The sequence below is a fragment of the Alteromonas sp. KUL17 genome, from assembly GCF_006538305.1.
GTDB lineage: Bacteria > Pseudomonadota > Gammaproteobacteria > Enterobacterales > Alteromonadaceae > Alteromonas > Alteromonas macleodii.
This window is the reverse complement of record NZ_BJKJ01000036.1, coordinates 1-11,667: the sequence shown is the minus strand read 5'-3', so window position 1 is coordinate 11,667 and position 11,667 is coordinate 1. Positions and strand designations below refer to the sequence as shown.

At 43.9% G+C, this 11,667-nt stretch carries 12 protein-coding genes; 6 read left to right on the top strand and 6 right to left on the bottom strand.

Annotated features, from left to right (window positions below; translation table 11 throughout):
• Window positions 1-147 precede the first annotated feature (147 nt).
• On the top strand, window positions 148-1,269 hold the full coding sequence (locus KUL49_RS19580) for a hypothetical protein (protein WP_131138341.1): 1,122 nt from the start codon (window positions 148-150) through the stop codon (window positions 1,267-1,269).
• 89 nt (window positions 1,270-1,358) lie between these two features.
• Here the strand turns inward: KUL49_RS19580 and msrA are convergent, their stop codons facing one another.
• The gene (gene msrA, locus KUL49_RS19575; protein ID WP_131138340.1) at window positions 1,359-1,904 is read right to left on the bottom strand and encodes a peptide-methionine (S)-S-oxide reductase MsrA; all 546 of its coding nucleotides are present in this window, start codon (window positions 1,902-1,904) and stop codon (window positions 1,359-1,361) included.
• Window positions 1,905-2,128: 224 nt separating this feature from the next.
• On the opposite strand from msrA, the gene KUL49_RS19570 reads away from it, so the two are divergent.
• The 3 genes from KUL49_RS19570 to KUL49_RS19560 all read left to right on the top strand — a co-directional run bounded on the left by KUL49_RS19570 (window position 2,129) and on the right by KUL49_RS19560 (window position 4,972).
• A complete protein-coding gene (locus tag KUL49_RS19570; protein WP_131138339.1) occupies window positions 2,129-2,524 on the top strand; it encodes a thiol-disulfide oxidoreductase DCC family protein in 396 nt (131 codons plus the stop codon).
• Complete coding sequence (locus tag KUL49_RS19565; RefSeq protein ID WP_014950739.1) at window positions 2,514-3,239, top strand: SDR family NAD(P)-dependent oxidoreductase; 726 nt, start codon at window positions 2,514-2,516, stop codon at window positions 3,237-3,239. Before KUL49_RS19570 ends, KUL49_RS19565 begins: the two co-directional genes overlap by 11 nt.
• Before the next feature lie 311 nt (window positions 3,240-3,550).
• Complete coding sequence (locus KUL49_RS19560) at window positions 3,551-4,972, top strand: sodium-dependent transporter (protein WP_014950738.1); 1,422 nt, start codon at window positions 3,551-3,553, stop codon at window positions 4,970-4,972.
• Window positions 4,973-5,086: 114 nt separating this feature from the next.
• Here KUL49_RS19560 and KUL49_RS19555 read toward each other — a convergent pair whose 3' ends face one another.
• Window positions 5,087-5,899, bottom strand: a complete 813-nt coding sequence (locus KUL49_RS19555) for an NAD-dependent epimerase/dehydratase family protein (RefSeq protein WP_131138338.1) — start codon at window positions 5,897-5,899, stop codon at window positions 5,087-5,089.
• Between the two features lie 166 nt (window positions 5,900-6,065).
• Window positions 6,066-6,896 carry a DUF2884 family protein gene (locus tag KUL49_RS19550; protein ID WP_131138337.1) on the bottom strand — a complete coding sequence of 277 codons (831 nt, stop codon included), beginning with the start codon at window positions 6,894-6,896 and terminating at the stop codon, window positions 6,066-6,068.
• 346 nt (window positions 6,897-7,242) lie between these two features.
• Between KUL49_RS19550 and KUL49_RS19545 the strand changes: the two genes are divergently transcribed.
• Window positions 7,243-7,434, top strand: a complete 192-nt coding sequence (locus KUL49_RS19545) for a hypothetical protein (RefSeq protein WP_014950735.1) — start codon at window positions 7,243-7,245, stop codon at window positions 7,432-7,434.
• A gap of 75 nt (window positions 7,435-7,509) precedes the next feature.
• On the opposite strand, the gene KUL49_RS19540 is transcribed toward KUL49_RS19545, so the two are convergent.
• Genes KUL49_RS19540 through KUL49_RS19530 form a run of 3 tightly spaced genes read right to left on the bottom strand, consistent with a single transcriptional unit; the run spans window position 7,510 to window position 10,655 of the window.
• Window positions 7,510-8,847 carry a mechanosensitive ion channel family protein gene (locus KUL49_RS19540; protein WP_131138336.1) on the bottom strand — a complete coding sequence of 446 codons (1,338 nt, stop codon included), beginning with the start codon at window positions 8,845-8,847 and terminating at the stop codon, window positions 7,510-7,512.
• A 3-nt stretch (window positions 8,848-8,850) separates the two neighbouring features.
• Window positions 8,851-9,744 (bottom strand): acyltransferase, encoded by an 894-nt coding sequence (locus tag KUL49_RS19535; protein ID WP_131138335.1) that lies wholly within the window; start codon window positions 9,742-9,744, stop codon window positions 8,851-8,853.
• The gene (locus tag KUL49_RS19530) at window positions 9,741-10,655 is read right to left on the bottom strand and encodes an acyltransferase (protein WP_131138334.1); all 915 of its coding nucleotides are present in this window, start codon (window positions 10,653-10,655) and stop codon (window positions 9,741-9,743) included. The genes KUL49_RS19535 and KUL49_RS19530 overlap by 4 nt, the downstream gene beginning before the upstream one ends.
• Window positions 10,656-10,768: 113 nt before the next feature.
• Here KUL49_RS19530 and fghA point away from each other — a divergent pair, with 113 nt between their 5' ends.
• A complete protein-coding gene (gene fghA, locus KUL49_RS19525; protein WP_131138333.1) occupies window positions 10,769-11,611 on the top strand; it encodes an S-formylglutathione hydrolase in 843 nt (280 codons plus the stop codon).
• The last annotated feature ends 56 nt before the right edge of the window (window positions 11,612-11,667 follow it).

The window sequence follows — 11,667 nt, the reverse complement described above, 5'->3', positions numbered from 1 at the left end:
ATCATATATGTACTCAGCAAATCTGATGTCTATCGCATAACCTTACTCTTTTTTGTGAATAAACGGTATGCTCGATATACTCCCTTACAATTTTTTCAGTTTTACCTTTTGCTCTCGTCTTAATAAACGGAGAGAGGACTTCACACTATGCTAAAATATTTAACCAGTGCTGTGCTAACCACTTTATTGATAAGCGCCTGTAGCGAGCCGAAAGACGTTGTTATAACTCCTGAACCTCAAGACTTAACAGAAGTCACTGTGGGTAAATGGATCCTTGATGAAAAAGGCAACGTTATGTTTGATCCTCAAACCTCAGGGTTAGTGGTGCTAGATGGTCAACTTGTCACTATCGCAGATGCTAGCGCTGATACCACTCAACAGTTGAAACTTCATAGCATTTCACCAGGTACCACAACGCTGAGCGCATCGAGCGAACGCTTTTCATTTTCCAATACCGTGCGCCGAAGCTGCTTTTATAGCTATTTGAGCGAGCAACCTGATTTAGAAGCGCTAGCCGTAGATCCCAGAGACACTAACGTAATTTATACGGTTACCGAAGATGCTACCCGTACCGGCGCATTAAGCCCTCGCTGTGAATCCAAATACGAGGAAACAGGGTCAACAGATTACCCTACCTTGTTGGTAAAATTGACACGAAAAGATAATGGCTCGGTTGAAATGTCGGATGTGCGACCTCTTCAGTTTCCCAACGATTTTGAAGTAGGTAATTTTCCTAACGACGGCATTGAAGGGTTGACGATGGCTGAAGACGGCACGTTATATCTGGCGCTAGAGAAAGATAAAGCAGGACAGCCAAGAATTTTTACATTGTCTGTTGATGAAGACTTTTTCTCGTCGAATGATTTTGCCACAGTGAGCGAGCCTAACCTTCAACTTCCTTCGTTTACTTCAGGTAATCACCCTATCAATGGACTGGCGTTATATACTCATTCAACAGGCGCATCCTATTTGTTTGGCGCAGCAAGAAACGACAATGAACTGTGGGTAATTGATGTGAGTGGCAATAAGCCAACAAAGCGTATCCCTATTACCTTCGACGTTGCCGGCGATCAGAGTTGCGAACAGTACACAATGGATAATTCGTCGATGGAAGGACTAGTAACCATTGAAAATACCTTGTGGATCATTAACGATCCTTGGGAGAAAAACTACCTTAAAAACGCGACGTGTGAAGCGCATAAGAAGCGTTATGAAGACTTAGCGCCTTTATTATTTCCACTAGAAATTAACAGCGTTTGGTTTGAATAATAAGAAAACGAATAGATTGAAAAACAAAAGGGTTGCTTTTAAGCAACCCTTTTTATTGTTGGCTAACGCTATTAATATCGCTGTTTTATTTATGCGTCGCTGCGAAGTCGAGAAGCGAAGGTTTTTTTGAACTTCGCAAGTTTAGGTGCCACCACCATAGAGCAATACTGGTTTTGTGGATTATTTTTGAAGTAATCTTGGTGGTAGTCTTCGGCCTCGTAGTAGTTATTTACTGCTACAATTTCAGTCACTACGGGATCGGGCCAAATCTCTTCTTCTGTAATTTCTGCGATAATTTTTTCTGCTTCAGCTTTTTGTGTATCGTCGTGATAGAAAACCGCGCTGCGATACTGTGTGCCTACATCATTGCCCTGTCTGTTAAGCTGTGTAGGGTTATGCAGCGCAAAGAAAATTTCTAGTATCTCTCGGTAGCTAATGCTGTCGGCATCAAACGTCACTTGTACCACTTCAGCATGGCCGGTATTTCCTTTGCATACCTCTTCATAGGTTGGATCGGCCTTTTCGCCTCCAGCATAGCCAGAAATTGCTTTTTCCACGCCTTCAACGCTATTAAACGCTGATTCGATACACCAAAAGCATCCGCCTGCCAACGTGGCGACTTGTAAATTTGCCATAGTAAAAACCTCTCTTAATCTTTGTCTGTAGTGTGGGTGCGGGTAGGTCACAACACAAGTCATCCAAGCGTGTTTTTTTATCGTATAAACGAATATTAAATAAGAATAATGTGCGAGCTGAGTGAAAGGTTTTAACATGTGAGGTTAGCTGCTTTCTTTCAAGCAGTTTGCAACTGGTAAGAATGCGTATAAACGTGTTCAAAATTTGGCAGAGGTATTCAGTCGTGATTATTTTCTATGACGGGTATTGTCCGTTGTGTATCGCTGAAATGCGTCATTTAAGAAAAAGAGACAAGCACAACAAATTAACATTGGTAGATATTCAGGCCCCCGATTTTTCGAACCGTTATCCAACCATGGATTGGCATGCACTCAATGCAAGAATTCACGGACTTCGTGAAGACGGGACGTTGATAACTGGCCTTGATGTCACTCATGAAGCATGGAAAGCCGTGGGCATGGGTTGGCTATATGCATCGCTTCGCTGGCCTGTTATTCGTCATGTAGCCGATGCTTTCTACAATGTATTCGCAAAGCATAGATACACCATTTCATACCTGTTAACAGGTAAAAAACGCCAGTGCGATCGCTGCATACCAGGAGAAGCCAGTGAAAAATAACGTCCTTATAGTGGGCGCGTCGGGCGGTATTGCGTCTGCGCTTATTGAGCAATATAGCAGTGATGGTGCTAGGGTGTTTGCGGTTAGTCGCGCGCCTTTATCTGACACCAATCATTCTGGGGATGTTACCTATCATCAGCTGGCCGAACAGGACGATAGGCACATTAGCGAATTTGTTGAACAGCTGGCTGAACAGCAGGTTGTGTTAACTACAGTAGTTATCACAACAGGCTTTCTACACCGCGAAAGCGATGGCATTCATCCTGAGAAACGTTTGGAAGATGTCAGCGAGCAGGCCTTAGCGGCTTATTTTTCGACTAACAGCATTATTCCCGCAATGTGGCTCAAGCATTTGGTGAATATTATGAGTAAAGAAGGCTCAACCCTTGTTTGCTTAAGCGCGAGAGTAGGGAGTATTTCAGATAATGGACTTGGCGGGTGGTACGGCTACCGCGCGTCGAAAGCGGCGCTCAACATGTTGGTTAAAACGGCGTCGGTAGAATACAAGCGCAGATTGAAAGACGTGATGCTTGTTTGTTATCACCCTGGGACGGTTGATACGGGGCTTTCTAAGCCTTTTCAAAAGAACGTCGCCGCCAAGAAACTGTTCACGCCTGAGTTTACCGCTAAACAGCTCATTCACCACCTTTCGGCGCTTAATCGAGACCAAGCTTGTCATTTTATCGACTGGAATGGCGAAGTGGTAACTTGGTGATACGGTCTAACATCATTTCAGCAAGTCCAACATCAAGACTTTTTATTTCACTGCTGTTACCATGCTATTTTTGGGAATGGTGCAGCGTATTGATAAGCCCATAGAGGTAGCAATACAACGCGTTGACGCCACACGTGAGTCATAACAACAAACGCCATCCTGATAATAAATAATACCAGTTCGCTCGGCTTGATTCTTACGAATAGTAAGTACCGACAACCAGCATAAATTGTGAGCACACGACGTTTTTGTGCATCACAAGGCGTGATACGGCGAATTGCTATAACAATAACTCAACAAGAGGAAGGGATATGAGCGGGGCCAGAGAACAGTTCGGATCGCGCATAGGTTTTATTTTGGCAGCTGCAGGTTCTGCGGTAGGCATAGGTAATTTGGTAGGGTTTCCTGTCGGTGCAGCTAAAAATGGCGGTGGTGCATTTCTTTTAATGTACGCTATTTTCGTTTTTGCCATTTGTTTACCGGTAATGCTGGCGGAAATGTCAGTAGGTCGCCATGCTAAAAAAGACCCGCTTGGTGCATACAGTGATATAAGCGGTAATGAAAAGAAATGGAAAGTCGCGGGGTGGCTAGCTATTGCTACGCCGTTCATGATTGCCGTTTTCTACATGGTTATTACTGTGTGGCTTTTCGGCTATTTGTTCGAAGCAGTAAGCGGAAATCTAGACAAGTTAGCTAACCCAGAAACCTTTGGGCTGTTTATTAACTCAGAAGCCATCTTTTTATATATGGCGGCCGTTGTTGGTGTGGTCTACCTCATCCTTCAAGGCGGTGTAAAAGAAGGGATAGAAAAAGCGGCAAAGCTGCTCATGCCTGCGCTTTTCGTGATGCTAATCGGTCTCGTTATCTTTGTATTAACCCGCGAAAATGCGATGGCTGGCGTTGAGTTCTACATTGTTCCTGAGTTTTCAAAAATCACTGCTGAAGTGGTGAATGGTGCGCTATCGCAGGCCTTTTTCTCTCTATCGTTGGGCATGGGTATTCTTATAACCTATGGTAGCTACATTGATAAGCGTGCAGATGTACCGAGCGCTGCCAAGCTGGTGGCGTTAACGGATACGGCCGTGGCGTTCACAGCGGGTTTGATGATCCTTCCTGCCATCTTCTCTTTTAACCCAGACATTAACCCTGATGATTTAAGTGAATCGTCAGTGGGTATGATTTTTACTTATCTGCCTAGTATCTTTCTAGCGTTACAAGACTCGATTGGATATATGGGCGCATCGATTGTCGCTAGCTTGTTCTTCTTATTAGTGTTCTTTGCGGCAATTACGTCGCTAGTGTCTATTTTTGAAGTACCTGTTGCGGCGCTTATGGATGAAAAAGGTGTAAGCCGTAAATGGGCGCTTGGGTCGCTAGGAAGCATTATGATTTTGCTAGCCATCCTAAGTGCGTTGTCATTCGGTAAAGTTGATATGCTTACGTCCTTTATGCACTACGCTGGCGCAGATAAATCATTGTTTGATGTCATTTACGATGTGTTCTACGACACGATTTTGCCTTTAAACGGCTTGCTAATTTGTTTGTTTGTTATTTATCGTTGGAAGAGTGCAAACTTCAATGCCTCTTTGGAAGAGGGCAGCAGTGGTTACAAAGGCAGCTGGTTTGAAAAGTACGTGGATATATCGCTGAAAACCTTTATTCCGCTTATTTTACTCGTGATTTTTGTAAACACGGTAGCGGTAAAATACTTCGGGTTGAGCCTATTCGGATAGTCAGGTTTTACAAGAAATGACGTGAGCTAGCAGTGAGCTCAACTTAAAAACGGCAAGCCTAAAGCTTGCCGTTTTTGTTTGTGTCAGAGTATGTATTTTTACTAAGTGTAAAGCCTAAAACATGCGATAGGGGTCGCTATACTCTGGTGTAATATCTAGCCTTGCCCAGCTTTGTGCGGCATCAATCACTTTGCCAGCAGGTTCTGCTTCAGTATCAGAAAAGCGAGGAGCATCAATATCCATCGCCTTCGCTGCATCCACGTAATAAATACCGCGCTTAGGATGAGACAAGCTGCAAAGGTGAATAACATCGTTAAGCGGCTTGCCACAAATGATGGTCGTCAGCGCAGATACAATATCGTACACATGTACAAGGTTTATTCGCTTATTCCCTGCATCTAACTGTTTTCCACTTAACGAGCGGGCGGGGTGACGGTCTGGGCCTACTAAACCGGCTAGGCGAACAATACTGATATCAATCTGACCTCGCTTAGACAATAAATAGTCTTCAATAGTCACGTGGGCTTTGGCCGAGGCTGTTTGCGGCTGTGTAGTGCTGACTTCAGACACTACCTCATTTGTTGCATCGCCGTAAACCGACGTGGTGCTGATAAACACGATATGCGCCACCTTTACGCTGATGGCTGCGTCTATCAACTGCAGCATATTGTAGGTGTATGACGCGAGATCTGTGTTTCTCCTGCCAGGGGGAATATTTAGCAACAAGGTAGCGTTTGGCAAATGGTTACAAAGCGCTGATGTATCTTCGCCCAGGGCATATTCAATTGCGGTGATACCTTGGTCTTGTAACGCGAGACGTTTCTGTTGGCTTCGAGTGGTGCCAACAATATTGACCTTACCTGAAAGTGCTTTGCCCACATAGCTGGCTAACCAGCCGTAGCCACTAATTACTACATTTTGAGTCATCGATTAAATACCCCTTTGTTTAGGGCTTAAGAGTACATTAATTGGAGGGCGGTTGTCGTTAACTGAAAAAATGAAAAACCGACTGGGTTACAGTCGGTTTTCTAAGGTGAGTGGTTAGAGTAGTAAGTCGTTTCGTTTTGCGCGTCTAGTTAGCTAAATGCTCCAACTACATTTTCATTTCGTCGTTGTGGTCATGGTGATTGCCTTGATCAATATCTAACAGGTTCAAGTCATCTAGCCCAGATATGGATGCCTGCATCTTGCCTTCGGCATAATCCGCTTTCTTCAGTACCTTACACAATGCATCGCCTTTTTCTTCTAGCGCAGCCGCTTGGCTTTCTAAGCGATATTCTAAATCTTCACCCCAGCGCTCCATCTTTTGCTCAAACTCAGACATATCACCGCCTTCCCACAACATTTGTGTTCCTACGGCAATAAGTATTCTACCCATAGACTCACTGATTAAAGACTCAATTTGCGCTTCGAATTCTTGCTCCCAGCTTTCGTCAAACCAACCTGGCTCATCGAATTTAGTTGAATCAACGCGAATATTGCCTGCGTCATCATAGAATGAAGTGTTTAGTTTGGTTTCAAGTGAGTCGAACAGTTCACGAAAATCGTCACCCATTTGATCGCCGCCTAACAGTTCAGTAAATACTTCAGTTACTGCCACGTTGGCAATTTGCAGCCCTTCACTGGCGATATTCAAGGTCATAGGGATGGCGATATCAATGTTGTTGTAATATTCACTTACCCAGCGCTGTTGTTCGCTGTCAAGCGATACTGGTTCGCCGTTAATGGTCATATTGTGATGGGAGTCAATCGTCATCACTGAGCCATTGTCCATCTGTACCGTTAGGTCACCTTGGTAATATTGAATATGACCATCAAGCTCCATGTCACAACTGTTGTTTTGAAAGCTGCTGTCATGCGCAAATGCGTGGCCGCTCATTAAAGCACTGGTAAGGGCAACTGAAAGTAATAGTTTCTTAGACATTGTTCATTCCTTAATTTACGTGTGACGCGTTAACGAAAGTGCTCGAAGCAAACTGCAATGCGTTGTAGTGTCACTGTCAGATAGACGCTAACGATACTCGCTGTTATACCTAAGGTAGAGCAATGGCCTTGCCAATATTTAAAGTCTATATCTTTCAAATGGTTAGTAATATTTGATGATTTCTTTATGCTCTGCTAAATACACTATTTAGTGAGATTACCAACTAATTAGTAGTTTTGACTAAGATCAATTAATACCAATAGCGGTACATTTAAGCCAATCCAAGCATGGTTAAATCTTATTTATTGGTGCATAATACCGCCAATATTTTTAAGGGGTTATCACAATGGCTGATTGGATTAATGCAATTATGTTTGGTGTTGCGCTAATTGCCTTTACGCTAGGGCTAAGCAGCATCGTTATGGGCTTTATGACTGCTAAAGCAGGTGCTGAAGGTATGCAGGAAAAAATCGAGTACGGTTTTTTTGGCGTTACTGGTTTAGTACTTTGCTTACTGATGGCCTACGCATTGGCTTAAGCGATAAGCATTAAAAAAACCGGCTATCTCAGCCGGTTTTTTTTCGTCTTGAACAAGTCTTTATTCATCACTGCCTTATCGATTAGGTTCGCTCTTCTCCTGAGCATCCTCAGGCGCATTGTCGCTTTCGGGACTATTTCTATAAGCGCTTTGTTCGCGATGGGCAAGCAGCGACAAATGTCCATCACGTTGATAAGCACGTAAATCGAACAAATCCAGCATAGCCATAACGTGGTCGAAAATATCCGCCTGTACTTTTTCGTACCTCACCCATTCCTTTTGTGCACTGAAGCAGTAAATTTCTAAAGGTAAACCAAGCTCATTAGGCGGTAGCTGCCTAACCATTAGGGTCAGTTCTTGGTTTATATCTGGGTGCTTGCGCAAGTATGCCTCTAAATAAGCTCTAAAAGTGCCGATGTTGGTAAGGCGACGGCTGTTTAGCAGATCCGACTCATCAATGGAGTAATCTCGGTGATAAGCGCGGAGCTCATTTTTCTTCTTATCGATATATTCGTTGATATAGCGAATTTTCGAAAAGCGCTCTAGCATATCGTTGTCACAAAGCTTAATAGAGTGCACATCAATATAAATGGCGCGCTTAATTCTGCGTCCGCCAGACTCTTGCATACCGCGCCAGTTCTTTACTGCTTCTGTAGTAAGGCTGTAAGTCGGCAGCGTAGAAATGGTTTTATCCCAGTTCTGTACTTTGACGTTGGTAAGACCTATCTCGAGTATTTCACCATCTACTTCATACTTAGGCATGGCAATCCAGTCGCCCGTATTAAACATGCGGTTAGCGGCTATTTGAATGCCGGCAACAAAGCCCAGAATGGTGTCTCTGAATATCAATAGTAAAACAGCGGCAATGGCGGTTAAGCCAGACACAATAAGTAGCGGGCTTCTGTCTACAATCAAAGAAATACTTAATAGTATGGTGATGATTGCAAAAGCGAGCTTAGTGACTTGAATAAAGCCAGTGATAGGTGCGCGTTTAGCAAGCGCTGAGGCGTTATAAACGTCTTCCACTGTGCTTAACATGGCATATAAGGCAAGAAGGCCGCTATATAGCATGTATAGCTGAGCGCTCTTTATCACCATACCGTGCATCACGGCTTCATCGCTAATAAGTACCGGTGTGGTTAAGTAAATAAACAGGGCAGGAAACAGGTGCATTAAGCGACGGAAAAACCCGTGCTGCTGCAAGGCGTTGTCCCAGAGGTTATTGGATTTGTATACCCAACTGGCTATCTGGGGGCGCACCAATAGCCTTGCGATAATATAGATTACCGCCGACACCGCTAAAATACTACTTAGTGCGATGACGTTATACAGCGGATCTTCAGTAGTAAGATTCGGGAAAATATCATTAACTATGTGAATAAAGTTATCGCGTACTGAAGCACTGACTTCCATTAATTACGACTCCAACATTTTCTTTATACGGTTGTCTTTATTTTCCCATAGACCGTTCAACCAGTTTTGGAAATAAAGACGAAACTCAGACTCAGTGCGTTCTGAATGCTGTTGTAATTCAGGTACCGGCGTAACGTTCACATCGATCACGATTTTTGTCATCTGACCGCTAAGCATTGCCATCATAGGGTGACGCTTATTTTCCGGGTAAAGCAGCGAGATATCTAACACGTTGGTAAATAATTCGCCCATAGCTGAGAGCGTAAAGGAAACGCCGCCGGCTTTGGGGGGCAGGAGGTTTTCATAGGGACTTTGCTTTGACAGATGCTTCAATGAAGTAAATCGAGTCCCCTCTACAAAGTTAATGACCGTTGTGGGTACCGTTCTAAACTTCTCACAATACGCTTTGGTGGTTTCGAGATCCTTTCCTTTTTTCTCTGGGTGCTTTTCTAAATACGCACGGGTGTATCTGTGCATAAACGGCATATCAAGTGCCCAGGCACCGAGTCCGACAAATGGCAGCCAAATCAGCTCTTTCTTAAGGAAAAATTTGGGTGCAGGAATGCGGTTCGTTGCGAATTCAATGAGCAGAATAATGTCGAGGTAGCTTAAATGATTGGCAATAATCAGATACCAACGGTCTTTTGACAGTTCGCCGTGTACCGAACACTCAATATCGACGCGGTTAAACAAGCGTATCATGAGAACGCTGACCCGTCCGAAGCTAAACATTAGCCCGTGCATCACTTTATTCCATGCCGTTCTTATCTTTCCGTTAGGCATAATAAGTTTTACCAAGCCCAGTAAGATAATTAGGCCTCCCCACAACGCAAGATTGAGAATTTGTAGTGAAGTGTGTATTACGAAAATAAAAGGAGCGAGTACTGCGCGAATCATAATGGTTTCTGTGTTGCGTTTAGTGAATCTAAAAGTTGATCTTTGGCATGCCAGCGCTCATTCAACCACGTCTGAAAACGGGCTCGAACTTGCGGATCATCAAAATAATTGTCGTTGAAAATGCCGTTTTCCATAATGTCTTTGATGGGCATTACGTTGATATTCACACGAATATCACGAACCTTACCACTAACGAAGTCCCAGAAAGACGGTACGCCGTTCGGGTAATCAATTGTGACATCAATAAGTTTATGCAAATGATCGCCCATCGCAGACAAAACGAATGCTATGCCGCCCGCTTTAGGCTTAAGTAAATGAGTGAAAGGCGAGGCCTGCATGTCGTGCTTGGCTTGCGTAAAGCGGGTGCCTTCAACAAAATTCATAATACTTACAGGCTTATTTCTAAATTTTTCACACGCTTGGCGCGTGGTTTCCATATCCTTTCCTTTCAAATGCGGGTTTTTAGCCAAAAATGATTTGGAATATCGGCGCATAAATGGAAAATCGAGTGCCCACCAAGCCAGACCTAAAATGGGAACATAGATAAGCTCTTTTTTGAGGAAAAATTTCAAAAATGGGATTCTTCGGTTAAATACACGTTGAAGAACTAAGATATCGACCCAAGATTGATGGTTAGCAATAACGAGATACCAATCATCTCGAGTGAGTTTTTCTAGTCCGTTTATTTGCCATTTGGTGCGCCCGCTGATGCGCTGATTCAGGTTATTAACGCCGATCCACGCAGTCGCGCATGCGTCGAGTAAATAAGAAATGAATCGTCGCCACGGCGCAATAGGTATAAGTTTAAAAATAGCCAATATAAAAATAGGCGTTGACCACACTACCGTATTGACGAAATAGCAGATGACCGAAATAGTGCCAACAATATGATGCAACAGTGCTTTTACCATTGTACTTACCTCAAAAATTAGGCGCTTAGTGTAAACGAACTTGATCTAAAATCCGATAGAGCCTTTACTGATTCCACAATAAAGGTGCAAATTTACGTATTTAAGGAGCTGAAATGGAGCTTATTAGCGAAAATAGAGCATTCGGGGGACGGCATTTACGCTATACCCATAAAGCTGAAACAACTCAATGCGATATGACCTTCGCAATTTTTCTTCCCCCTTTCGCCTCGAAAGAAAAGCCGGTGCCCGTGCTTTACTGGCTGTCAGGGCTGACATGTACCGACCAGAACTTTATGCAAAAAGCCGGTGCAATGAAGCTAGCGGCGGAATTAGGTATGGCTATTGTAGCGCCCGATACATCTCCCCGTGGCGAGAACGTTCCAGATGACGAAGAAGGAGCTTATGACTTTGGCCTTGGGGCAGGCTTCTACGTTGATGCTACGCAGGCGCCGTGGGATAAGCATTACAAAATGTACAGCTATATTGTGAACGAGCTACCTACGCTTATTGAAAGCGAGTTCCCTGTAACCAAAGAGCGCGCTATTAGCGGTCACTCAATGGGCGGACACGGTGCTTTAGTTATTGGCATGCGTAACCCTAATAAGTTTGTATCGGTATCGGCCTTTAGCCCTATCTCAAATCCTTCAGATTGTCCGTGGGGCGAGAAAGCCCTAGGTCGATACTTAGGCGATGACAAGGCGGCATGGCAGGACTACGACGCCTCGTTGCTATTAGCAAGCAAAACACACAGTGTACCTCTGCTAGTAGAGCAAGGGACAAAAGATGAGTTCTTGCACGAGCAGCTGAAACCTCAGTCTCTTGTTCATGCTGCGCAACAGTCAGATACGCAACTTACGCTTAACATGCATGAAGGTTACGATCATAGTTACTTCTTTATTGCATCATTTATTGAAGAGCACTTGGAGTTCCATGCAGGACATATGGGTCTAATTTAAGCGTAGAATACAAGCTGCAAAAAAGCCGGATCGTACTCCGGCTTTTTTGTTTATGG